The sequence below is a fragment of the Rhizobium sp. 2MFCol3.1 genome (assembly GCF_000377565.1).
In the GTDB taxonomy this organism is placed as follows: Bacteria; Pseudomonadota; Alphaproteobacteria; order Rhizobiales; family Rhizobiaceae; genus Rhizobium.
This window is the reverse complement of the sequence record NZ_KB898361.1, coordinates 25,050-49,724: the sequence shown is the minus strand read 5'-3', so window position 1 is coordinate 49,724 and position 24,675 is coordinate 25,050. Positions and strand designations below refer to the sequence as shown.

At 61.4% G+C, this 24,675-nt stretch carries 20 protein-coding genes and 1 tRNA gene; 16 read left to right on the top strand and 5 right to left on the bottom strand.

Annotation, left to right across the window (positions count from 1 at the left end; all coding sequences use genetic code 11):
* Positions 1-497: 497 nt before the first annotated feature.
* Together D460_RS0117545 and D460_RS0117540 are read left to right on the top strand one after the other, a co-directional pair.
* A complete protein-coding gene (locus D460_RS0117545) occupies positions 498-704 on the top strand; it encodes a hypothetical protein (protein WP_018899881.1) in 207 nt (68 codons plus the stop codon).
* A gap of 185 nt (positions 705-889) precedes the next feature.
* Positions 890-979 (top strand) — tRNA-Ser (locus D460_RS0117540).
* Positions 980-1,096: 117 nt separating this feature from the next.
* On the opposite strand, the gene D460_RS0117535 is transcribed toward D460_RS0117540, so the two are convergent.
* The 3 genes from D460_RS0117535 to D460_RS0117525 all read right to left on the bottom strand — a co-directional run bounded on the left by D460_RS0117535 (position 1,097) and on the right by D460_RS0117525 (position 6,227).
* Entirely contained in the window at positions 1,097-4,192 is a 3,096-nt protein-coding gene (locus D460_RS0117535; protein WP_018899880.1) for an efflux RND transporter permease subunit, read from the bottom strand.
* Positions 4,189-5,418 (bottom strand): efflux RND transporter periplasmic adaptor subunit, encoded by a 1,230-nt coding sequence (locus tag D460_RS0117530; protein WP_018899879.1) that lies wholly within the window; start codon positions 5,416-5,418, stop codon positions 4,189-4,191. The genes D460_RS0117535 and D460_RS0117530 overlap by 4 nt, the downstream gene beginning before the upstream one ends.
* 125 nt (positions 5,419-5,543) lie before the next feature.
* Positions 5,544-6,227 (bottom strand): response regulator transcription factor, encoded by a 684-nt coding sequence (locus tag D460_RS0117525; protein ID WP_018899878.1) that lies wholly within the window; start codon positions 6,225-6,227, stop codon positions 5,544-5,546.
* Positions 6,228-6,359: 132 nt separating this feature from the next.
* On the opposite strand from D460_RS0117525, the gene D460_RS0117520 reads away from it, so the two are divergent.
* The 6 genes from D460_RS0117520 to D460_RS0117495 all read left to right on the top strand — a co-directional run bounded on the left by D460_RS0117520 (position 6,360) and on the right by D460_RS0117495 (position 12,253).
* Complete coding sequence (locus D460_RS0117520; protein WP_026283264.1) at positions 6,360-7,043, top strand: response regulator transcription factor; 684 nt, start codon at positions 6,360-6,362, stop codon at positions 7,041-7,043.
* Complete coding sequence (locus tag D460_RS0117515; RefSeq protein WP_018899876.1) at positions 7,030-8,403, top strand: ATP-binding protein; 1,374 nt, start codon at positions 7,030-7,032, stop codon at positions 8,401-8,403. The genes D460_RS0117520 and D460_RS0117515 overlap by 14 nt, the downstream gene beginning before the upstream one ends.
* 118 nt (positions 8,404-8,521) lie before the next feature.
* A complete protein-coding gene (locus D460_RS0117510; RefSeq protein ID WP_018899875.1) occupies positions 8,522-9,076 on the top strand; it encodes a dual specificity protein phosphatase family protein in 555 nt (184 codons plus the stop codon).
* Positions 9,077-9,221: 145 nt separating this feature from the next.
* Positions 9,222-10,901, top strand: coding sequence for a phosphoethanolamine--lipid A transferase (locus D460_RS0117505; RefSeq protein WP_018899874.1), 1,680 nt, complete (start codon positions 9,222-9,224; stop codon positions 10,899-10,901).
* Positions 10,902-11,083: 182 nt separating this feature from the next.
* On the top strand, positions 11,084-11,680 hold the full coding sequence (locus tag D460_RS0117500; RefSeq protein WP_081619923.1) for a tyrosine-protein phosphatase: 597 nt from the start codon (positions 11,084-11,086) through the stop codon (positions 11,678-11,680).
* Positions 11,681-11,884: 204 nt separating this feature from the next.
* Complete coding sequence (locus D460_RS0117495) at positions 11,885-12,253, top strand: response regulator (RefSeq protein ID WP_018899872.1); 369 nt, start codon at positions 11,885-11,887, stop codon at positions 12,251-12,253.
* A gap of 11 nt (positions 12,254-12,264) precedes the next feature.
* On the opposite strand, the gene D460_RS0117490 is transcribed toward D460_RS0117495, so the two are convergent.
* Entirely contained in the window at positions 12,265-13,914 is a 1,650-nt protein-coding gene (locus D460_RS0117490) for a phosphoethanolamine--lipid A transferase (protein WP_026283263.1), read from the bottom strand.
* A gap of 372 nt (positions 13,915-14,286) precedes the next feature.
* On the opposite strand from D460_RS0117490, the gene D460_RS0117480 reads away from it, so the two are divergent.
* The 8 genes from D460_RS0117480 to D460_RS0117440 all read left to right on the top strand — a co-directional run bounded on the left by D460_RS0117480 (position 14,287) and on the right by D460_RS0117440 (position 23,832).
* Positions 14,287-15,558, top strand: coding sequence for a tetratricopeptide repeat-containing protein (locus D460_RS0117480; protein ID WP_245267764.1), 1,272 nt, complete (start codon positions 14,287-14,289; stop codon positions 15,556-15,558).
* A gap of 37 nt (positions 15,559-15,595) precedes the next feature.
* On the top strand, positions 15,596-17,128 hold the full coding sequence (locus D460_RS33240) for a hypothetical protein (protein WP_018899868.1): 1,533 nt from the start codon (positions 15,596-15,598) through the stop codon (positions 17,126-17,128).
* Positions 17,128-18,591: an aminotransferase class V-fold PLP-dependent enzyme gene (locus D460_RS0117470; protein ID WP_018899867.1), complete on the top strand. Its 1,464-nt coding sequence runs from the start codon at positions 17,128-17,130 to the stop codon at positions 18,589-18,591. Before D460_RS33240 ends, D460_RS0117470 begins: the two co-directional genes overlap by 1 nt.
* Positions 18,592-18,730: 139 nt before the next feature.
* Complete coding sequence (locus tag D460_RS0117465; protein ID WP_018899866.1) at positions 18,731-19,393, top strand: porin family protein; 663 nt, start codon at positions 18,731-18,733, stop codon at positions 19,391-19,393.
* A gap of 228 nt (positions 19,394-19,621) precedes the next feature.
* On the top strand, positions 19,622-20,722 hold the full coding sequence (locus tag D460_RS0117460) for a septal ring lytic transglycosylase RlpA family protein (RefSeq protein WP_026283262.1): 1,101 nt from the start codon (positions 19,622-19,624) through the stop codon (positions 20,720-20,722).
* A 42-nt stretch (positions 20,723-20,764) separates the two neighbouring features.
* Entirely contained in the window at positions 20,765-21,976 is a 1,212-nt protein-coding gene (locus D460_RS0117455) for a D-alanyl-D-alanine carboxypeptidase family protein (protein ID WP_018899864.1), read from the top strand.
* Positions 21,977-22,118: 142 nt separating this feature from the next.
* Positions 22,119-22,814, top strand: coding sequence for a dTMP kinase (gene tmk, locus D460_RS0117445; protein ID WP_026283261.1), 696 nt, complete (start codon positions 22,119-22,121; stop codon positions 22,812-22,814).
* Entirely contained in the window at positions 22,807-23,832 is a 1,026-nt protein-coding gene (locus D460_RS0117440) for a DNA polymerase III subunit delta' (RefSeq protein ID WP_018899862.1), read from the top strand. The genes tmk and D460_RS0117440 overlap by 8 nt, the downstream gene beginning before the upstream one ends.
* A gap of 16 nt (positions 23,833-23,848) precedes the next feature.
* Here the strand turns inward: D460_RS0117440 and D460_RS0117435 are convergent, their stop codons facing one another.
* Positions 23,849-24,643: a sulfite exporter TauE/SafE family protein gene (locus D460_RS0117435; RefSeq protein WP_018899861.1), complete on the bottom strand. Its 795-nt coding sequence runs from the start codon at positions 24,641-24,643 to the stop codon at positions 23,849-23,851.
* Positions 24,644-24,675: the final 32 nt, after the last annotated feature.

Sequence of the window (24,675 nt, the reverse complement as noted above, 5' to 3'; positions counted from 1 at the left end):
AATTACTCGACACATTGTCGAGTGATATGGCGTGACCGACCGATCAATGAGGGCAGGTGGCTGGCATGATGATCCATTTCCATTGGAATGTCATTTTGGTATCGCTTTATGGTTTAGATAAAAGCAACATTTGGAAGCATTTAGAAAAATACATAGAGCCAAAATATGTTGGAATATAAATGCTGAAATCGGGCGCCGATACGATCTCGTTGATGTCAAACAATACTAAGCAAGACTTTGGCGGTGATGTCGAAGTTGTTGGTTTGTTTTGAAGGTTCCGAAGTATGTTTCATCATTTTCAATGATATATCGCCAACTATGGAACGTATTTGTCAGTGCTCTCGCGGTACTTTCGGTCAAGTTGCATGGCTGATCGCTTTAGGCGAGTGTCGTTGAAAAACCTCATCCGGCGGCAAAATTTTGGTTTTGATCAGCAATCCCTTGCTCAACCTGCAATCTATGTCATGGTACAGACTTGGACATGAGGGGTAACAGAGATGATCAATCTTCAGTCAGCTCGCAGTGACACCAACCACGACCAGCGTTTGCTCGATTGCCGGGCCGACGTGGAACCCGCACTCCACCAGATTATCAGGGAAGCGCAGAAGAACGGCTGGGCGGCGGCCGAGGTGGCCATGGCGATCGCCGATGCTGCCGATGATTACATTCTTCTGCTGGCAAACCGTAAAACCACCGCGCACTGATCGTCTTTTTCCTTCGCTTATCCGATATCTTCGCTCGTGCTCCCGCGTCATTATGCGAGAGCACGGCGCGAAGACGCGGTTGGGCTGGTTGACGGTGCCGACGAAGCAGCTTAAAGCCTTCGAAATCCGATTTGCTGACACTCGACGTGCGCTGATTGCACTACGAGGACAGCAGATCGCGTGTTGGAGGGGTGGCCGAGTGGTTTAAGGCAACGGTCTTGAAAACCGTCGTGCGGGGAACCGTACCGTGGGTTCGAATCCCACCCCCTCCGCCATTTTTCACTTTGTCGGAAACAAACACGTAAAAAAAACGCGGTACTTCCGCGCGCGAACGACGTGCGTTCTCAAGATCATGTGAAAGGGCGCGGCGATGATGCCGCGCCCTGTTGAACTCAATGCGCCCCGGCGGGAACGCCGGGAGCGGAGCTTGCGGCGCGCTTGTGCGTGAACCTCGCCATCAGTAGGTAGATCACCGGCGTCGTAAACAGCGTCAGCACCTGCGAGACGATCAGGCCGCCCACGATTGCGATGCCGAGCGGAACGCGAAGCTCGGATCCGGCGCCGTGGCCGAGCGCGAGCGGAAGCGCGCCGAAGAGGGCCGCGAGCGTCGTCATCATGATCGGCCGGAAACGCAGGATACACGCCTTGTGGATCGCATCGCGATGCGACAGGCCCTCGTTGCGTTCCACCTCTAGCGCGAAATCGATCATCATGATCGCGTTCTTCTTGACGATGCCGATCAACAGGATGATCCCGATCATCCCCATGATCGACAGGTCCTGCCCGGCGAGATAGAGCGCGACCAGCGCGCCGAGCCCGGCCGAAGGCAAGGTCGTGATGATGGTGAACGGATGGATCGGGCTCTCATAGAGAATGCCGAGCACGATATAGACCGCCACCACCGCCGCTAGGATGAGATAAGGCTCGCTCTTCAGTGAATCCTGGAAGGCTTGCGCGGTGCCCTGGAACGAGCCGATGACGGTGATCGGCATGCCGGCCTGAAGCTCGGCATTGTGGATCGCCGTGGTCGCATCTCCAAGCGCGTAGCCGGGCTTCAGGTTGAACGACAATGTCGTTGCCGGCATCGAGCCCTGATGGTTGATCGAAACCGGCAGCACGCCCGTCTTCAGATTGCCGAGAATGCTCAGTGGCACGAGCTTGTCGGAATTGGTGCTCGACTTGACGTAGAGATGCGAGAGCGCGTCCTGCGACAAGGCGAAGCGCGGATCGACCTCCATCACGACATGGTATTGCGACACCTGCGTATAGAGTGTTGCCACCTGTCGCTGACCGAAGGCGTCATAAAGCGTATTGTCGATATCGGTGATGCTGACACCGAGCCGCGAGGCGGTGGCGCGATCGATATCGAGCGTCACGCTTGTGGCGGCTTTCTGGTTGTCGCTGATGACGTCCTGGATCTGCGGCAGGCCCTTCATCGCCTTGGTCATCACGCCTGCCCATTTTGCAAGTTCGGCCGAATCCGGATCCTGCAGCGTATATTGGTACTGCGAGGCGGACTGGCGGCCGCCGACCTGGATGTCCTGCTGAACCTGCAGGCCGATCGTCAGCCCCGGCAGATGTGCCATCTGCCTCTTCAGGCGCGCGACGATCTGCGGCGCCCGATCGCGTTCGCCGAGCGGCTTCAGCACGATCTGGATCTGGCCGACACTGGCGGATGGGCTGGGATTGATCCAGTATCCGACGTTGAAGACGCCGGGGTCGGCCGAAATGATCTTGCCGATCTCGGTCATGTTCCTGGACATGTCGGCGAAGGAGATATCGGTCGCGGCCTGCGCCTGCCCGCCAATATAGCCGCTATCCGTCTGCGGCATGAAGCCCTTGGGGATCGTCATGAACAGCCAGCCGGTGCAGGCGATCGTCGCGATGGCGACGCCAAGTGTGACGAAGCGAAAACGCAAGACGACATCCAGCGCCCGCCCGTACCCATTGGTGCAGGCCTCGAAGAAGGCTTCCGACCATTGATAGAGCCGCCCGTGCTCCTCGTTATGGTCATGCTTGATCAGCCATGCGCATAGCATCGGCGTCACCGACAGCGAGATGATCCCGGAGGCGAAGATCGCGACGCTGACGGTGACGGCGAACTCGCGAAACAGGCGTCCGACCATGCCGCCCATCAAAAGGATGGGAATGAACACCGCGACCAGCGAAATCGTCATGGAGATGATGGTGAAGGTCACTTCCTTGGTGCCTTCGATCGCCGCCTGGACCCTGGTCTTACCCATCTCCATGTGGCGCACGACATTCTCGATGACGACGATCGCGTCGTCGACCACGAAGCCGACGGCGATCGTCAGTCCCATCAGCGACAGGTTGTCGAGGTTGTATCCCAAGAGGTACATGATGGCGAAGGTGGCAAGCAGCGACAGCGGGATCGTGATCGCGGGAATGACCGTTGCCCAGAAGTTGCGCAGGAACGCGAAGATGACGACGACCACCAGCGCGATGGTGAGCACCATCGTCAGCTTCACGTCGTCGACGGAAGCAGTGATCATCTGCGTCTTGTCGCCGAAGATGGTCAGTTTGGCATCCGCCGGAAGCATCGCCTGCAGCTGCGGCATCTTGGCCTTGATGCCGGTGATCGTATCGAGAATGTTGGTGCCAGGCATCGAGTGGACGTCGAGCATCACCGCGCGGGTCTCTCCGAGCCACGCGGCCTGATTGTTGTCCTGAGGACCGGAGATGACGGTGCCGAGATCCTGCACGCGGATCGGCGCGCCGTTCTTGTAGGCCACGACCATGGACTGGTAGGCGGGCAGGTCCATGATCTGGTCGGTGCTGTCGATGATTGTCGTCCGGCCATTGCCGGCAAGCTGGCCCTTCGGCTGGTTGACCGTCTGCTTGCCGATCGACGTGCGAACGTCTTCCATGGTGAGGCCACGTGCCGCGACCTTGTCGGGGTCGAGGCGAATGCGGATCGAGGGCCGGGCCGGGCCGTGATAGTCGACGAGGCCGACGCCGTTGATCTGGGATACCTGCTGGGCAATGATGTCCTCGGCGTAGTGATCGAGCTCCGTCAGCGGCAGCCGCGGCGAGGTCAGCGCCAGCGTCAGTACGGTCTGCGCGGCTGGATTGACCTTGTGGAAGGTCGGCGCCGTGGTCATGTCCTTCGGCAACTGGCCGTTGGCAGCCGTCAGCGCCGCCTGCACATCCTGCGCCGCGGTATTGATATCGACGCTCAGATCGAACTGAATGATGATGCCGACGCGGCCCGCCGAGCTCGTGGAGGTCATCTGGGTGATGCCCGAGACGGTCGAAAGCTGGTTTTCAAGCGGCGTGGCGACAGAGGTCGCCATGGTGTCTGCATTGGCGCCCGTCAGCGTGGCACTGACCTGGATGGTCGGAAAATCGACCTGCGGCAGCGAGGAGACCGGCAGGAGATTGTAGCTCACAAGCCCCAGCAGAACGACGGCGATGGCGAGCAGGCACGTGCCCACCCGCCGCCGGATGAAGAGTTCCGAGATCGTCACTGGATTGCCTCCTCGGCGTTGGCAAGATGCTGTGTTTGGCCTGCAAGCGGCTTGGCGCTGACAAGGGTGCCGTCCGTCAGGCGCGACTGGCCCGAAGCCACGACCGCATCGCCGGAGGAAACGCCGTCGAGAACGGCGGTCATGTTGGCAGCGGACGGGCCGGTCTTGACGGGCGTGGCGACAACCGTGTTGTCAGGCTTCATCACGTAGACATAAGGGCCGGTCTGGCTGTTCTGGATTGCCGAGGAAGGAACGACCGTGGCGCCCTTGTCGGTCCTCAGAACGATCCGGGCGGTGACAAGCTCTCCCGGCCACAGCGCGAGATCGTCGTTGGGAAACACCGCCTTCACCTTCACCATGCCCGTTGTCGTGTCTACCTGGCTATCGACGACGGACAAAGTACCGTCGGCGAGGTGCTTCCCCCCATCGCGGCTGTTGACGGCAACGGCAAGCGCGCCCTTGGCCTGGCCGGCGATCAGATCGGGAAGTTCGTCCTGGGTGAGCGTGAACTGGACGGCGATCGGTTTCATCTGGGTGATGGTCACGATGCCGGTCGTATCGCCGGCGCGAACGATCGCGCCTTCTTCCGCCTGCTTGAGGCCGGTGCGCCCGGTGATCGGCGCGGTCACCGTTGCGAAACTCAGGTTAAGCTTGGCCGTGTCCAGCGCGGCCTTTTCGCCCTGCGCGGCGGCTTCGAGGATGGCTACCTGCGCCGCTGCGGTCTCGGACGATTGCGTCGTGCCGCTGCCGGTCGCGATGAGCTTCTTGGCGCGGGCGTCGTCGAGCTTGGCGCCGTTCAGTTGCGCCAGATCCTTGGCATAGGCTGCCTGGGCCTGATCGACGGCGGCCTCGTAGGGACGGGGGTCGATATGGGCGATCACATCTCCTGCCTTAACGTCCTGGCCCTCGGCGAAATGAACCTTTTGCAGCTGCCCATCGACGCGCACCTTCACATCGACGGCGGTCAGAGGCGCCACGAAACCCAGTCCCGACCGCTCGATCGGAATATCCTGGACCTGTGCCTGGGCGGTCTCGACAGGGATCGCGGCGGGTGCCGCGGCTTTTGCGACCGGCGCCGACCTGGTCTCATGCGCTTCCAGCATGAAATAGATACCGGCACCGGCGGCGGCGAGTAGCGCGATCGCGGCGACGGAATTCCTGAGGCGGGACAGAGGACGGCGCCGGCTTTCAGCTTCAGTCGTCTTTTCGGTGTTTGTTGGGGTCATCAATCCGCTCGCTTGAGTAAAACAGGCGACGCAGCAATTGTGCATCGCAGCATTACTCTGCCTTCCCGATCATGGGCGGCAATTCGCGCGAACATGAAAAATATTTTAAGAAGCGGCGGCTGGCCTCAGGCGCCGGGTGCGATCCCCAGACAGTATCCGGCGCCAGCAACCGTATGCAGCAGCGGATAGGCGAAGCCCTGGTCGATCTTGCGGCGGATGCGGTGGATATGCATGTCGATGATGTTGCCGCGCGGCTCGAATGCGTAATCCCATCCGGATTCCAGCAGCATGGTGCGTGTCACCACGGCGTTGGCGTTGCGCATGAGTGTCTGCAGGAGCAGGAATTCGCGCAGCTGCAGCGGGATCGTCTTTCCCTCGCGGATCGCGACGCGTTGCTCGAGATTGAGCGAGAGCGCGTCGACGGTTAGCGTTGTCGCATCGCTGCGCCCATCTCGACGCCGGGCGATGGCCTGCACGCGTGCCAAGAGTTCGCCGAATGCATAGGGCTTGGCGAGATAGTCGTCGCAACCGGCGCGAAGCCCCTCGACCCTGTCCATCGGATTGGCGAGCGCGCTCAGCATCAGGATCGGCACCGCGTTGCCCTGCGCGCGCAGCGCCGTGACAAGCGCCAGCCCATCCATTTTTGGCAGCAGTCGGTCGACGATCAACACGTCGTAGATCGGCTCGCTGGCGAGCACGAGGCCGAGTTCTCCATCGCCGGCATGATCGGCGATGATGCCGCTTTCGGTCAGCCCGCGCATCAGGTAGCTGGCAGTCTTGTCGTCGTCCTCGACGATGAGAACCCGCATGAATAAAGGCCTGTCCGTGAAAGATTAAAAAGTTTTCATGCTCGGGCGAACCCCGTTTAGTCTCAATTTCTGTAATGTGTCATCCAATATATCCGATTGAAGCAAATTTAGGGTCGGTTTCAGGGAGTGCACGTGTCGACGGTATTGGTAATCGAGGACGACAAGAAGACGGCGCTGGAGATCGAGGCCGCCTTGGTCGACAACGGCTGCGCAGTCGTCTGTGCCCATGACGGCCGCGAGGGATTGGTGAAGGCAGTTTCGGGAACGTTCGATGCGATCGTTCTCGATCGGATGCTTCCCGGGACGCTCGATGGGATCGGCCTGCTCACGACCTTGCGGACGGCGGGCGTTCAGACGCCGGTGCTGATCCTGAGCGCCCTGTCGGCGGTCGACGAGCGCATTCGCGGCCTCAAGGCCGGTGGTGACGATTATCTCACCAAACCCTTCGAATCCCTCGAACTGACCGCCAGGATCGACGTGCTCATCCGGCGGCAATATGGCCAGGCCAAGGAGACGGTGCTCAAGGTGGGCGACCTCGAAATCGACCTCCTGACGCATACCGCCCGCCGCTCCGGTCGCCTGCTCGATCTGCTACCGCGCGAGTTCAAGCTGCTGGAGTATCTGGTGCGCCATTCCGGCCAAATCGTCACCCGCACCATGCTCTTCGAGGAGGTGTGGAATTACCGTTACAACGAGCCGAGCAACGTGATCGATGTTCACATCAGCAAGCTCCGCAAGAAGGTCGATGCGGCGGGCATGCCGACGATGATCAAGACCATGCGCGGCTCGGGATACATGCTCGATGCGTCTGCTTGAACTCGTCAGGACGACCAGCTTCCGGCTGGCGGTTACATTTCTGGTGCTTTTCAGCATCGCCGCCGCATGCCTCTTCGCCTTCATCACCTGGCAAACCAGCGACTTCGTGTCGAAGCGGGTGGACGAGTGGCTTTATCGGGAGCTAGCCGGCCTCGATAGGGTCGGCATAACGGAGATAACGGCTCGTCTGAAGTCTCGACAGGAGAACGGCATCAGCCTCGAGCGTTCCTTCACCCTGTTCGACGCCAGCGGCCAGAGATTGGTCGGAAGCGAAGTGCCGCTGCCGGAACACCATCCCGCAACGGTCACGCCCTTCGACTTCATCGCCCATGTCGATGGACACAGGTTGCCCTATCGAGGGCTGGTGAAGGTTTTCGCCAGTGGCGAGCAATTGATGATCGCCCAGGAAATCACCGAGCAGCGTGAGTTCGACGAATTGCTGTCGCGGGCGATGCTCTTCGGCGCGATCGTTACCGCCACACTGGGCCTCGTGGGCGCCGGCCTGATCGGCGCCGGCTCGGTGCGTCGGATTGATCGCATAACGCAGACCGCCGAACGCATCATGCATGGTGATCTGAGCCAACGCCTGCCCACCGGCCGCGCCTCCGGAGATATCGACCGGCTGGCGACCGTCGTGAACGAGATGCTGGACGAGATCGAGCACCTGATGCACGAGGTCAAAGGGGTGTGCGACAACATCGCGCACGACATGCGCACGCCGTTGACGCGTCTGCTCGCCGGTCTGGAACGTGCGCGTCGGCGATCCGCCACCGCGGACGACTACGCCGCATCCATCGATGACGCCGTCGTTGAAATCCAGGGCATATTGAAAACCTTCAGCGCGCTCCTGCGTATTTCCGAGGTCGAGGACGGAATCCGGCGCTCCGGCTTCCAGCCGGTTTCGCTGGCCTCGATCGCCCAGGACGCCATGGAGTTCTACGAGCCCTTCGCCGAAGAGCGCGGCGTTGATCTTTCCTTTGTCTGCGATGCGGGCGAGGAGGGCATGGTGTTGGGCGACGCCAGCCTGCTCTTCGAAGCCATCAGCAACCTCACGGACAACGCCATCAAGTTCACGCCCGAAGGGGGCAGGGCGACGATTACGCTCGCGCAGGTCGGCGATAAGATCAGCCTGGCCGTCGAGGACACCGGCTGCGGCATTCCGCCGGAGGAGGTGGAAGCCGTGTTGCGCCGCTTTCATCGAACCGAACGCAGCCGCCACGAACCCGGCAATGGCCTCGGCCTCAGCCTCGTCTCGGCGATTGCCCGCCTGCACGGCATGAACCTCTCCATCGAGCAGCCGCCGCTTGGATGCCGCATCGTGCTGGATGCGCAAACGATCGCTTCCAACGGGACCGCATGACGAAGGACTTGGAGGGCGCTTAGCGCCTTCAGGTGTCCGTCAGCCTCGTCGTCCAAGGTCGCTCCAGACTTTGATCACCGAGGTTCCTGTGAAAAACTTTGTTATCGCGCGTAGGAAAATGTTGCGAGGCGCTATCGCCGGCGTTCTCATGGCGGGCGCTTTGTTTGGCGGCTATATCGGCTACCTGCAGCTCAGCGGAAATTTCCATAGTGTCATTTCGGGCGAGCTCTATCGATCCGCGCAGCTGTCTCCCGCGCAGCTGGAACGCCACGTCCGAGACCACGGCATCAAGACGATCATCAATCTGCGCGGCGAGAACGTGAACGCGCAATGGTATAACACCGAGATCGCCACTGCCCAGAAACTCGGCGTCGAGCATATCGATTTCGGCATGTCGTCGGGCAAGGTCCTGACGCCTGAGCGCGCCGATGAGCTCGTCGCGATCATGAAGGCCGCGCCCAAGCCGATCCTGATTCATTGCCAGAGCGGCGCCGATCGCTCCGGTCTGGTATCGGTGATCTACAGCCAGCAAATCGCCGGCGTGAACGAGGACGTCGCCGAGCGCCAGCTGTCGGTTCGCTACGGCCACGTCGCCATCCCACACATCTCGTCGGTCTATGCGATGGATATCAGCTGGGATCACCTGGAGACCCATTACGGCCTCAAGGGGTAGCCGATCTTAGCTGTGGTGGTGCGATAACGCCACGCAGCTTTCAGGCTCATGTCAGAAAAGAAAGGCATCCCGCTCAGGATTGGCGGGATTCCGGCCATCATTTTTCCGATGGTGTCCCGCAACTAGCTTTAGCGGAGACATCGAATTGACCGATAACAATTCTCAAGGAGCGTCTCGCTACTTCCGGCCCGAGATCGGAAGCGTGACGCTCTGCTTGTTGACGACGGCCTATCTTCTGGTCGTTACAAACCAGACCTTCTGGTCGAAGGCTTTTGGATATTTTTCCGCCGACCATTTCGGCTTTACCATCTTCGTTATCGGCATTGCCGCGGCGAGCATGGGCGTCGTGACCTTCTTCTCCGCCAAATACATCACCAAGCCTTTTCTCATCTTCTTCGTGCTCGTCGCATCCGCGGCGTCCTGGTTCACCGATTCGTTCGGTGTCATCGTCGACAAGGAAATGATCCGCAACGCGGCGGTTTCGACCGGCGCTGAGGCCGGACATCTGATCACCAGCCGCTTCCTGATGCATATGCTTCTGACCGGCATCATACCCTCGCTGCTGATCGTCTGGGTGCGCATCCGCCACCGGCCGATCCTCGGCAAACTCGCGCACAACACGGCTGTCATCCTGGCCTGCACGGCGGTCTTCGCCGCCATCGGTATGGGAGACTACCGCACCTTCGCCGGCGTCGGGCGTGCGCATAAGGATATCCTCGATACCCTCAATCCGTTCGTGCCGATCACCAGCGCCGTGCGCTTCGCGATCTCGTCCGGCCAGGATGCCAACGTCGTGGCGCAGCCGCTCGGCAGTGATGCCCACCGCGTCAACACCGCCGGCACCACCAAGCCGCGCGTCATGATCGTCGTCGCCGGCGAGACGGCGCGTGCGCAGGACTTCGCGCTCGGCGGTTATGATCGCGATACCAATCCGGAACTGGCCAAGCAGAACGTCGTCTATTTCCCGAACACCAGCAGCTGCGGAACCGCGACGGCGGTCTCGATCCCCTGCATGTTCTCGATCTATCCGAGAACCGCCTATACGCACCGCAAGGGTCTCGAAACCGAGAATGTTCTCGATGTGCTCGGCCACGCGAAGGTCGATGTGTCCTGGCTCGACAACGACACCGGCAGCTATCATGTCACCGACCGGATACCCTATGAATTCCTTCCCGATTCCGCCGATGCGCGCTTCTGCAAGGATGGCGAATGCCTTGATGCGATCCTCATGGACCGGATCGATGCGTGGCTGGACAAGGTGAAGGGCGACAGCGTTCTCGTGCTCCATCAGCTCGGAAGCCACGGCCCGGCCTACTACGCTCGCTACCCGGAGGAGTTCCGTCGCTTCAAGCCCGATTGCCGCGCCAACGATTTCGGCAGTTGCTCGCCGGAAGAAATTCAGAACGCCTATGACAACACCGTGCTCTACACCGATCACATCGTGTCTTCCGTCATCGACAAGATGAAGCAGCGGGCCGACAAGATGGCGGCATCGGTCGTCTACATCTCCGATCACGGCGAATCGCTCGGCGAGAACGGCCTCTACCTGCATGGCACGCCATATGTCGTCGCGCCGGTGCAGCAGACCCATGTGCCGTTCCTGGTTTGGGTGGCGAACGACCTTCAGGCATCGGCCGGCTTCGATATGGCTTGCCTTGCCTCAAACGCCAACAAGACGACTTCGCACGACAACTTCTTCCACAGCGTGCTTGGCTTGATGGACGTTTCCACCAAGGTCTACGACCCGGCGCTCGACGTGTTTTCCGCGTGCCGCAAGGGAGATACCCACGTGGCAAGTGCGACGTCCGGAACGACGGTTCACTAAGATCAAAACGCCGACAGCGACGGGTGAGACACCCGTCGCTGTCGCAACAATGTCATCTACGCTTCAGGTTGTTGTCAGCCGCTCGCTGCATACGGAAATCTCTTCGATAATACTAGGAGATGTCAGTGCGCGCATGGAAACGACTTCGGATTCCACGTCCCGTTAAGGCGGTCGGCGGTCTTATACTTTTGGCCGGCCTGACGCTCGGCGGTTACGCCGGATATCTCCAGCTTACCGGAAATTTTCATACTGTCGTCGCCGGGCAATTCTACCGGTCCGCGCAGCCGTCGCCGGCGCAGCTGGAACGGTACATCCGTGACCACGGTATCAAGACGGTGATCAATCTCCGCGGCAATGCCGGATACGCGAAATGGTGGGCGGAAGAGGTCGCGGTATCGGAGCGCCTGGGCGTCAAGCATGTCGATTTCGGCATGTCCGCCTCGAAAATCCTATCGACCGAAAAGGCTGACCAGCTTGTCGCCATCATGCGCGACGCGCCGAAGCCGATCCTGGTGCACTGTCTGTCCGGCTCCGATAGGACCGGCCTTGCCTCCGTGCTCTATAGCGCGCAGGTCGCCAACATCAAGGAAGACGTCGCCGAGCGCCAGCTCTCCTTCGTCTTCGGTCATGTCGGCATTCCCAAGCTCTCCGCCGCCTATGCGATGGATGAGACCTGGAGCAACCTCGAGAAGCATTATGGTCTCGACAAGGACCAGGGCGAGGCCACGGTGCACGACGCGCTGGTGGAAAACGATGTGACCACCGACGGTGCGGGCTGAGCGATAACACTGGAAGCCGGGTCGCGCCATGCGTTGACGCGGGCGCCATGCGCGCCGTTGATCCGCTGCTGACAAGCGGGATTTCAAATCAAATCAGCGATCGACGTGAATGGCCGGTCGCAAGCGTCTGGCGAGTATTCTCTATCGCCTTATGGCGCACCGATGAGTAGGCACGAAGGCGTGGGAGCGAAAGGCAAGCCTTTTATGAATGTCCTGTTGGTCGAAGATAACGCCGTGCTCGGTGATGCCGTTTGCGACCATGTTGCAGCAAGCGGACACTCCGTGGAGTGGTGCCTCACACTTGCCGACGCGACGCGCGCTGCCGATAACGGCGACTATGGGCTTGTCCTGCTTGATCTGCGCCTTCCCGACGGAAATGGCTTGTCGCTGCTTCGCCGGCTGCGGGGACGCAGCAACGACGTGCCGATCATCATTCTCACGGCGCATGATCAGGTCTCCGACCAGATCGAAGGCTTCACCTGCGGTGCTACCGACTATCTGGTCAAGCCATTCGGCCTTCAGGACCTTGATCGCAGAATGCAGGCCGTGACGCAGGCGCACCGCGCCAACTAAAGCATTTCCCCTCAAGACCCTTTGCGCGGCATGCAGCCGGCGAACACGTCGAGCTTCGGATCGTAAGCCTTCGTCGTGACGTTCATCATGCCCAGCACGCTGTGAAAGAGATTGTCGTGCGACGTCGGCTGCTCGCGCGATTGCGCGACGCACGCCATGTCCACGCCCATCGACTTTCTAAAGTCGGGATCGAGCCAGACGAGGAACGGCACGTGCGTCTGCTCGTTCGGCGCGAAGATGTAGGGCGTGCCGTGCAAATAAAGTCCGTTTTCGCCCAGCGACTCGCCATGGTCGGACATATAGATCATTCCGGCCTCGATCTTGTCGCTGCGGCCCTTCAGCTTGTCGATGATGGTCGAGAGGAAATGATCCGTGTAGAGGATGGTGTTGTCGTAGGCGTTGACGATATCGCTATCCTTGCAATTGCCGAGCTCGGCCGTCTGGCATTCCGGCGTGAATTTCCGAAACGCTTCTGGATAGCGCAGATAATAGGCCGGGCCATGGCTGCCCATCTGGTGAAGAACCAGTACGCTGTCCTTCTTCACATTGGCGAGCCACTCATTGAACTTGTCGAGAAAAATCCCGTCCTGGCATTCGCCGTCGGCGCAAAAGCGCGCATCGGTCGATTTGGCGAGGTCGATATAGGTGATCCGGTCGGCGACGCCCTTGCTGCCCGTGTTGTTGTCGAACCATGCCGTGTCGATCCCGGCATGTGAGAGCACATCCATCAGGCCTTCGTTGGCCAGTCCCTTGGTGTGGTCGAAGTCGTCGCGCGTGAATTGCGAGAACATGCAGGGGATAGATGTCGCCGTGGCGGTGCCGCAGCTCGTGGCGTTCGGGAAATAGACGATATCCTGCTTCTTGAGCTCCGGATTGGTCTCGCGCTGATAGCCGCCGAGCGAGAAGTTCATCGCGCGGGCAGTCTCCCCGGCGACGATGATCGTGACCCTGGGCTTGTTGGTCGAACCTTCAGGTGTCGCGACCTTCGCGTCCAGCCCGAGCGGCGCCACCACAAGCCTGGCCTCTTCCCCGGCCTGGACGAAGTATTTCGCCGTGCTGACGATCGGAACGACGGGATTGAGCGTCTTCACGAGGTCGCGGTGCTGGCGGATGGCGGTCGTATAGGCCTTGGAGTAGGCGAGGGCGGCGGCGGTAAAGACGGCCAGACAGGCGATGACGGTGACGCTGTTCCACAACAGCTTCTGCATGATCGGCCGATGCACGACGCGCACCCACAGAACGAGAGCAACCGGTATGACCCCGAACAGCAGGGCGTGGAGCAGAAGTCCCGGCGTGATCAGATGCTGCGCCTCGGCCGGCGTCGTCTGCATGGCATTGCGGATCATGTCCGTGTCCATGACGACGCCGAACGAATCCGTAAACCAGGCGGCCATGGCAGCCGCGATGATCAGAAAAATCAGCACCGGCTTGATCAAATATTTGGCCGAAAAGATCGTGATCGTGCCGACGAACAGCGCGGTGATGGCGATGTACAAGGACATCACCGCCGCCGGCTCGAACCCAAGATAGGCATGCACCTTCTTCCAGAAGGTGAAATTGGTGAACAGCACCAGATAGAGGCCGACGATTGCGGAAAGAGTAACGCTGCCGATATTTGGGCGGGGAAGCCGGGATTTACGCACGTGTTGTTTTTCTGTCATGCCGATGCTCTATGGTCTGCCTGCACACCGTAGTGACGATAGCCGACCGCGCTCATCGCCAAAGCTTGGTAAGTGCTGCACAACCCTGACATCAACCTGAACACCCTTGTGGGTATGCGTCCGGAAAAGACGTCGCTACGCGCTCGCGCTTGGGCGCGCAGGTAAGGGGAGGCCGCCGGCGATTCAAGTCGGCAACGGGACCGATTGCTATCGCAGCCGATAGCGCAGCGACGGGCCATGGCGGTCGTCGGCCGAAACAGTAAGCTCGACGCAAGCAACCGGGCACACAAGTATCCTCGAATATGCGCGCATCGGCGACGCGACGGCGAAACAGCCGCCGCCACCGTTGCGCTGGCCAATGGAGTTGATGCTTTGAAAAATGCCGCCGCCAGGATCCTCGAGGCTGAAGAAGAAGGGCATGTGATCGCTGGCAAGGCGGTGATCGTGCGCGCCATCTATGAAGGCAAGGACGTCACGCCCTATTGGGAGATGTTGATGGCGCGTGTGACGGACAATCTAGCCGATGCTGGCGCCTTCATGGACCTTTCGATCATTCTCCAGACGCATGGAAAGTCCGAACAGGCTGCCATCGCCCAAAAGGGCGCATTGGAGACGAGCCGCGCCTACAGGATTCGCAACGGCAAGGGCACGGGGCTCCGCGTCCTCGTCATCGTCACCCATGGCGACTTCATGGCCAACACGCCGATCGAGTTCCTGCTCGAGAGTTCTGATGTCACTATCCTGCTTCACTATGTCGATGAGACGACCGCTGATCTAAACAACATTCCCGAACACGACGTTGCCTTCGTGGCTGTCGGCGAATCGCCCGACAATCTTCCGGTCCTGGAAAATCTCGAGCGCGTGCTATCGGCCTGGAAGGGGCCTATTCTCAACAACGCACCGCGCGCGATCATCGATCTGTCGCGCGAGGGCGTCTCCGAAGCGTTTCGAGACGAGCCCACCATCCTCGCGCCGCTGACAAGCCGGATCGCCCGCGAAGCGTTGCGCGACCTCGCGGACGGAACACGCGGCCTCGACACCGTCGACGGTCTTGCGAACTACCCCATCATCGTGCGCCCCACAGGCACGCATGCCGGCCACGGCATGGAGAAGATTGCCTCGGCGGACGCGCTCGCGGCCTATCTGGGCGGGCGAGACGAGACCGACTTCTATATCGCTCCCTTCATCGACTACAGCAGCGAGGACGGCAAGTTTCGCAAGCAGCGTGTCGCGGTGATCGACGGCAAGCCCTACGCGAGCCATCTCGCGATTTCCGACCACTGGATGGTGCACTATCTCAGCGCCGGCATGGCCGAACACGGCGAGCGGCGCCTGGAGGAGGCGGCGTGGATGGAGAATTTCGACGCCGATTTCGCGAAGCGCCATGCCAGCGCCTTCGATGCGCTGAGCCGCCGCCTTGGCCTCGATTATTTCGCGATCGACTGTGCGGAACTGTCCGACGGTCGCCTGCTGCTCTTCGAAGCCGACGTCGCCATGATCGTGCATGCAATGGATTCCGAATCGGTGTTTCCTTACAAGAAGAAGGCGATGAACGCGCTGTTTGCGGCGTTCGAAAGCGCTCTGGCAAAGCGCGTCGCAACCGGATCCAAACTCAGTACCGTGTCGGTCGTCGAGCCGCTGTGATCACAGCGTCCCGACATTCCCATCCCATGGAGACGACATGAGCGCCGCCCCGAAGATCACCTACGACCTGCCACACAATCGCGAGCTTTTCCGCGATCCGGCGAACGCGCCGCATTCCCTGTCGATGCTGCTTGCCGCCGGTGGTGACGGCCGCATCCAGCCCGACCCGGCAACGGGCCGCAATCGCTACGGCACGAAGACCACGCCTTCGATCGGCGAGATTTCGTTCGCCTCGACGACCGCCAGCAATGTGTCCGTTCAAGGTTTCGCGGCTGCCGATGAGCAATTGAAGCGGCTGTTCGGCGTCGATGGGTCGCATGCCGTCGCAATCGATCAATGGTTCGCCAATATTCACCATCGCATTGGTGACAGCCTCGGCTGCGCCGGCAGCGACATCGTTCTAGCGGCATCCGGCACGGATGTAGAACTCCTCGCGCTCGGCCTGACCCTGGCGCTGTCGAAGCGGCCGGTGACGAACATCCTGATCGCGCCGGAGGAGACCGGCAGTGGCATACCGAGGGCCGCGGCCGGCCGGCATTTCGCCGACGCAACCGCGCTTGGATACCGCGTTGCCGCGGGCGAGGTGCTGGACGGGATGTCGGCCGACCGTATCGAAGTACGCACGGTTGCGATCCGCAATGACGCCGGCCAGGCGCGTAGTGCGGATGAGATCGACGGCGAGGTCATTATGCTTGCCGAGCAGGCGTTGAAGCACGACCGCGATGTCCTCCTGCATGTCCTCGATACATCGAAGACCGGGCTGACGGCGGTATCGCGCGCTACGGCGCGCCACGTTGCGGCGCTGGCGCCGGGTCGAGTTCGCGTGCTGGTCGATGCCTGCCAATTCCGCTGCGGCATCGCCGATCTTCGCCGCGATATCGCCGACGGCTTCCTCGTTGCCGTCACCGGCTCGAAATTCCTCGCAGGCCCGCCCTTTGCCGGCGCTCTTGCCCTTCCGCCGGCGGTGGTCGATGAGTTGTCTGCGACGTTGCCGATTGCTGCAGGCCTTTCACAATACACGGCGCTCCACGACTGGTCGTCGCTGATCCATGGCCGGACGAGCCTGGAATTCGGCTCGCACTTCAATCTCGGGCTTGGGTTGCGATGGATCGCCGCGCTCGAGCAGCTGGATCCGCTGGCCGGCACCGGCGCGGACCTGCAGCGCCAGATCAAGCAGGCATTCGCAAACCTCGTGCGAGAGCGCGCTCATCATCTTCAAGACGCGATGATCCACGCCGACGACGAGGGAGACCACATCGTCGACCGCGCGATCGTCCCGCTGACGATCACCAACGGCGCCGGCGCTTTCGCCTCGCTGGCACAGACGCAGGCGCTTCATCTGGCGCTGCGCGAGCATGGCGCCGGACCTGTCTGCCACGTCGGGCAGGCGGTACATCTGAGTGCGCGCACGATCCTGCGGATCGCGGCTTCCGCCGCCGATGTCAACGCCGTCTCAGCGAGGCTGGCCGAGGGCTACGACATGGCACGGGCCATGCAGCCGATCGCCGACGATCTCGATATCCTGTTCGGCAAATGGGCCGTCGTGTCCCAAACCGTTCGAGGGATGTGATGTCGCGGACACCGGAAAGCGATCTGGCCGCAGGCTTGAACGAAATCGAGCGCACTGCAAATCTCGATCCCACCGATTGGGATGCGTTTCGCCAGGCGGCGCACCAAATGCTCGACGACACGATCGATCATATCGCCAACGTCAGGCAAAAGCCCGTCTGGCAGCCGATGCCATCGCAGATACGCGCGCGGTTCGCGCATCCGCTGCCGCAAGACCCTCGCGCGCTCGACGACGTCTTGAGCGACATACGTGACAACATCTTCCCTTACGCGACCGGCAATCTGCATCCGCTCTTCATGGGCTGGGTCCACGGCGCCGGCACGCCGGTCGGCATGGTGGCCGAGATGGTCGCTGCCGGGTTGAACATGAATTGCGGCGGCCGCGATCATGTGGGCATTGAGGTCGAAAAGCAGATCACCCGCTGGATGAGCGAAGCGCTCGGTTATCCCGAAGCGGCAAGCGGCCTGTTTGTCACCGGCTCGTCCATGGCCAATTTCCTGGCCGTGATCATCGCCAGAACCGAGGCGCTGGGCGAGAACGTCCGCCGCGATGGCCTTGGTGCAGTCGACCGGCAGCTCGTCGCCTATACGTCCGCGCAGGCGCATATCTGCATAGCCCAGGCAATGGAGCTGTCGGGTATCGGCTCGGCGAACCTGCGATCCATCGCGGTCGACGATGCCGGCCGCATGAACATGGATGCCTTGCGCGCCGCGATTGCGGAAGACCGCGCGCGGGGACTGCAGCCATTCCTCGTGGTCGGAACGGCCGGAACCGTCAATACCGGCGCGGTCGATCCGCTGGCCGAGATCGCCGGGATCGCCGAAGCCGAGAAGGTCTGGTTTCACGTCGATGGCGCGATCGGCGCGTTGGGCATGCTGGCGCCCACACTGCGCGAGCTCTTCTCCGGCATCGAGCGCTCGGCCTCGGTGGCGCTGGATTTTCACAAATGGGGTCACGTTCCCTACGATGCAGGCTTCCTGCTGGTGCGCGACAGCGCTGCCCACAAGCGCGCCTTCGCGCAGCCTGCCGCGTATCTGCAGCGCTCGGAGAGGGGGCTTGCCGCAGGCGACACATGGCCTTGCGACCTCGGGCCGGACCTGTCGCGCGGTTTCAGGGCGCTGAAGACCTGGATGACGATCGAGACGCTGGGCGCCGAGCGCATGGGCAACGCGATCGCCCACACCTGCGAAATCGCCCGCTATCTGGCGGCAAGTCTCAAGCGCGACCAGCGCTTCGAGATCAAGGCGCCGGTTGCGCTCAATATCGTATGCTTCGGCATTCGCGGAGCGAATGACCACGTTATCAGGGAACTGGTGCTTGATCTCCACGAAAGCGGCCTAGCGGTGCCGTCATGGACGACGGTCGATGGCGAACTTGCGGTGCGCTGCGCCATCGTCAACCATCGAACCACGAAGGCGGATATCGACGGCTTCGTAAAGGTCCTGACGGAGCGTCTCGGTTAGCGAAGCTGTCATGGGGCGCATGTTCACATTGTTGTGTTATTGACACACGTCGACAATCAATCGTCCATCGGCGCGAACTGAAATAGCGCTGTCACAAAGGGCGGCGAAGATCGCCGGGTTGATAACCTGGGGACCATTCATGCGCCGCGCATTCCGTCTTTCGACATACGCACTCGTCACTGCCGCCTGTCTCTGCGGTCCGGCAAAGGCCGAGGATCTGCAGTTCTCCGTCTATGGTGGCTACCAGACGGCACCGCACAGCGGCGTGGATGTGTCCGACGGCACGCATTTCAATGCCGGCTGGGAAGGAAAGTCGTTCGGCTCGCCGCCCTATTACGGCGCGCGGGTGACTTGGTGGCTTGAGAATTTCAATCATCCCAATCTCGGCTTCTCCCTCGATTATACCCACGCCAAGGTCTATGCAGACGAAAAGACGCTGGCGACATCCGGCTGGTCGCATTTCGAATTCACCGATGGCCTGAACCTTCTGACGGCCAACGCGCTCTATCGCTTCCCGATCGAGGGTCAGCGCTGGACGCCCTACATCGGCGTCGGCGTCGGCATCAACGTGCCGCATGTCGAAGTCACGCGCCCCCAGGGCACGACCTTCGATTACGAGTTCGGCGGCGTGACGTTCCAGGCCCAGGCCGGTGTGGATTTCCGCATCACCGATCGCTGGTCGACCTTCGTCGAGTACAAGGGAAATTACTCCCGCGTGAACGTGCCGATCGATAGCGGCGACAATCTCAAGACCAACATCATCACCAACGCCGTTAACGTTGGTGTCTCGTTTCACTTCTGACAGCCGATTGATAGCTGCTCAAGACCGCCATGGATGTGCCGGATCGCTTCATTAATTTAGCGATCCATTAACCATATTCATTAGAATTGTCTCTATCTCGGCGAAAGCTTTCGCAAATTCGCCGCGAAGGTCGCATGATTAAAGTCTCGTTAGGTTGATGGCGGTACGGCTTGTTTTGCCTGAATAGGCGGACTTTGAGCCATAACGGTCTTGAGCGGCGTGGGACATATGAGACGAGACTTCGGGGCGGCGGCACTTGCGACACCAATGCGGTGGGTAGGCTTGTCGCTTATCTGTGCGACAGTGACCGCTTGCGGAACGGCACCGACGACGACGGCCAAGCGCACGCACGGCAAGGAATATTTTGCCGAGTCGGAATATGGCGTCAAAGCGAGCCCGCGTGTCGCCACCGGCAACAATATCCCGAAGGGCGGCGGTCGCTACATCGTCGGCAATCCCTATGTCGTCAAAGGTAAGACCTATTTCCCGAAAGAGGATTTCTCCTACAACAAGGTCGGTATCGCCTCCTGGTACGGCTCGGCTTTCCATGGTCGTCTGACCGCCAATGGCGAAGTCTACGACCAGATGCATATTTCCGCCGCTCATCCGACATTTCCGCTCCCGAGCTACGCGCGCGTGACGAACGTCGAAAACGGCTCGTCCATCATCGTGCGCGTCAACGACCGCGGCCCTTATCACGAAGGTCGCATCATCGACCTGTCGAACAAGACGGCAGACCTGCTCGATCTCCAGCACAGCGGCACCGGCAATGTGCGCGTGCAGTATGTCGGCAAGGCGCGCATGGACGGCCACGATATGCCGTACCTGATGGCCTCCTACGTGCCGAAGGGCAGCCGCATCCCCGGCGTCTATCCGGGCGAGGGGCAGATCGCCACCGGTGTCATGGTTGCCTCCAACAGCAAGCGCATCACGCGCGAGGAGATCCAGAGCTTCGGTGGCTTCACGCCGCCCGCAGCCGACAGCGTGCCGGTTCCGCGCTCCGCGACCTCCTACGCCGGCTCGACCCCGAGCGCGCCTTACAACGCTGCTCCGATCCCAACGCCGCTACGCGCCCCGTCCTTCGACAATGCCGCACCCACGTCGTTCGGCGAAATGGTCGTGCTGCCTGAGATCGGACCCTATCCCTACGAGCGCCCCTATGGCTGGCAGCAGGGGTCGATGGCCATGGGCTACCAGGAAGAGGGCGTGAAGACCGTGACGGTCGATCTCGCCTTCGACGCGGTCATGGTTCGCAATGACGGCTTGACCGAAGACAGCATCCTGGCATCATTCAAGCGTCAGAAGGCAGCGAAGGCTGCGCTGAAGTAAGTGTTTCCGAGGTCCTTCGGGGCCGGATCGATGAGGGTTTCGATGCTGAAACATATGCTTCGTCTCTGTGCCTGCCTGTTGCCGTTGGCTCAGATCGTTTCGACTGATGCCATGGCGGCACCCGCCGACGCCAATCAGTCGTTCGTTACCAAGGCCGCACAAGCCTATATGGTCGAAGCGTCGACCGGCACGGTCCTGCTTGCCAAGAACGAACACCAAACCTTCTCGCCGGCCTCGCTTGCCAAGCTGATGACGGTCGAGCTCGTCTTCGATGCGTTGACGAGCAAGCAGATCACGCTCGATACCCAATACCCCGTCTCCGAATTTGCCTGGCGCACCGGCGGCGCGCCGTCGCGCACCGCGACCATGTTCGCGGCGCTGAAGTCCAACGTGCGTGTCGAGGATCTCGTGCGAGGGATAGCCATCCAGGGCGCCAACGACAGCTGCATCATTCTTGCCGAAGGCATGAGCGGCGGCGAGCCGGCTTTCGCCGAAAGCATGACGCGCCGCGCCAAGACGCTCGGCATGCAGCACTCGCTCTTCGCCAACTCCACCGGACTTCCCGACGGAAAGAGCAAGACCACGGCTTATGACATGGTCGCGCTGGCGGAGCGCCTGCAACAGGGGTATCCGGCCTATTATCCCTATTTCGCCCAACCCGATTTCGAGTGGAACAAGATTTTCCAGCGTAACCGCAACCCGCTGCTCGGCTTCGGTCTCGGCGTCGATGGCCTGGCGACAGGCTTTGCCGAAGGCGAGGGGTACTCGATCGTGGCGTCGGCCGAGCGCAACGGCCGCCGCTTGTTCATGACGCTCGGCGGCATCGCCTCCGACAAGGAGCGCACCGAGGAAGCCAAGCGTGTGCTCGAGTGGGGCCTCAGCGCCTTCGAAATCCGCCAGCTCTTCGCCGAAAACGAGGTCATCGGCACGGCGAGCGTCTATGGCGGCGCATCGCGCAGCGTCGAGCTCGTCGCCAAAAGCCCAATCAGCGTCTACATCCCGGTCAACAATCCCGACCGCCTGGCTGCCCGCATCGTCTACCACTGGCCGCTCCCGGCACCGGTCGAAGCGGATCGCGAGGTCGGCACGCTGCGGCTTTTCGCTGGAAGCAGACTGCTGCGTGAAGTGCCGCTCTACACCAAGGCCGCGGTCGAGGAGGGCACTCTCAGCAGCCGCGCTGTCGACGCCGTGCTGGAGCTCGGCGAAACGCTGCTGTTTTCCTGGCTCTGGGATAAGCCGGCCGAGCCCACATGATCGCCATAGTCGCGTTTCACCTTGTGACAAAGCCGAGAGATCGACGCGAAGCGGTTCCGCTCGCCGTCATCTTCGGCTAGATGTACGGACGAGGTGCCGCTGGCGCCGATTGAGTGCAGGCCAAGATCGCAGGAACATATTGTTGTCATCCGCTACCGGATTGTTCGTTACGTTTGAAGGCGGTGAGGGTGCTGGTAAGTCCACCCAGATCCGTCGGCTGGCCGATGCCTTGCGCGCGAGGGGTCACGAGGTCGTGGTCACGCGCGAGCCGGGCGGTTCGCCAGGCGCGGAGGCCGTGCGCCATGTGCTACTCTCAGGTGCTGCCGAATCCTTTGGAACGCGCATGGAAGCGATTCTCTTCGCCGCCGCCCGCAACGATCATGTCGAGGAGATCATTCGTCCTGCCCTTGGTCAGGGCAAGGTCGTGCTCTGCGATCGCTTCATGGATTCCTCGCGCGTCTATCAGGGCGTGACGGGCAATCTGGAGCCCGATTTCATCGAGACGCTGCAACGCGTCGCGATCAACGGTGTCGTTCCCGATTGCACGCTGATGCTCGACCTGCCGGCGAAAGCCGGTCTCGAACGCGCCAAGCGCCGAGGTGCCGCCGGCGACGTCGCGCCCGATCGCTTCGAGAAGGAAGAGATCGAAACCCACGAGAAGCGCCGCGAAGCCTTTCTCGACATAGCTTCGCGCGAGCCCGAGCGCTGCCACGTCGTCAACGCCATGCAGACCGAGGAAGAGATCGCTGCCGAAATCGTCTCGATCGTCGGCCAGTTGCTGGCGCCTGCGGATGCCCCGAAGGTCGCGGAACCGGCGATGAGTGCGATCGATGAGTGACGAGCACCCGAGCCTTCTCGACGGTGCGATCTGGCCGCCCGAAAACACAAAGCTCTTCGGTCATGAAGACGCCGAGGCCTTCCTCGCGCAGTCCTACCGTTCCGGCAAGGGTCACCACGCCCTCCTGATGGAAGGGCCGTCGGGGATCGGCAAAGCGACGCTTGCCTTCCGTTTCGCCAATCACGTCCTGTCGCACCCGGACCCGGAGACGGCGCCTGACGTCCTCGCCGATCCTGATCCGCATTCCTCCGTCAGCCGCCAGATCAACTCGGGCGCCTCGCACAACCTGCTGCATCTCGCCCGCCCGGTGGACGAGAAGACCGGCAAGGTGAAATCGGCGATCACGGTCGACGAGGTGCGCCGCGCCGGCCGCTTCTTCTCGCAGACATCGGGCACCGGCAACTGGCGCATCGTCATCATCGATCCTGCCGACGACATGAACCGAAGTGCCGCCAACGCCATCCTGAAGATCCTCGAGGAGCCGCCGAAGCGCGCGCTCTTCCTGTTGATCTCGCATGCGCCGGGCAAGCTGCTCCCCACCATCCGCTCCCGCTGCCTGCCGCTCAAGCTGTCGCCGCTCGGTGACAACGCGCTGCGCTCGGCTCTGGGACATCTCGGCGTGGACGCAAATGACCCGTCGCTGCTGGCATCCGCCAATGGCAGCGTCGGTGAAGCGCTGAAGCTGGTGAACTACGGCGGTGGCGAGATCATCTCCGCCTACAACGAGGTTCTGACCCTGCAGGGACCATCGGCGCGCAAGGCGATGCACCGTCTGGCCGATGCGCTGTCTGGCAAGGAAAGTGACACGATCTTCGAGTTTTTCGCGGGCCATCTCGGCGACGACCTGATGGGCAAGGCAAAGGCTGCGGCCATGGCGGGGCAGGTGGCCCAGGCCGAGCGCCTGTCGCGCCTGCACAGCGATATCATCGAGCGCCTGACGGTCTCCGACGCCTACAATCTCGACCGCAAGCAGACAATTCTGAGCATTCTCGGCGATATCAAGCAGCCGGGACCGTGACCCGGTAAGTTTCGGATCAGGAAGTCAGAAGCTTGTAGGCGACGATCGCAAGCGTCCCTGCCAGCACAAGGCGGATCGTCCGCTCATGCAGCTTCGGCGCCAAAAGGCTGCCGGCGATGATGCCGGGGATCGAGCCGACCAGCAGTGCCGCAAGCATGAACCAGTCGATCTCGCCGATCATCCAGTAACCCATGCCGCCGATCAGCGTCAGCGGCACAGCGTGGACGATGTCGGAACCGACGATCTCGCGCACATCGAGCCTGGGATAAAGCACGAGCAGGATGGTGACGCCGAGCGCGCCCGCGCCGACCGACGTCAACGTCACGAGGATGCCGAGCGCCAGCCCGAGCACGACGGTGAGAATGCCAAGCGTCGCCGGCCGCAGCGTCCGCCGCTCGCCTGTGGAGCGCTGCGCGAAGGCCAGCACCTGTTTGCGAAAGACCAGCATGAAAGCCGTCATGACGAGCAGCCAGCCAAGCGCCGTCGTGATCGTATGCGCGACTTCGATGCTCTTGCGATCGACGCCCGACAACAGCCACAGCATGATCAGCGCTGCCGGCACGCTGCCGGCGGCAAGACAGCCGACGATCCGCCAGTTGATGCGCCCATGCATGCCGTGGACCGCGGTGCCCGCACTCTTGGTGACGGCCGCGTAGAGCAGATCGGTCCCGACGGCGGTCGCCGGATGGACGCCGAACAGCAGAACCAGCAACGGCGTCATCAGCGAGCCACCGCCGACACCGGTGATTCCGACAAGCGCTCCGACGAAGAAACCCGAGAGCGAATAAAGCGGATCGAAATGGGAGAACATCAAATAGCAGGCCCTAAGCCTACGTATAACAA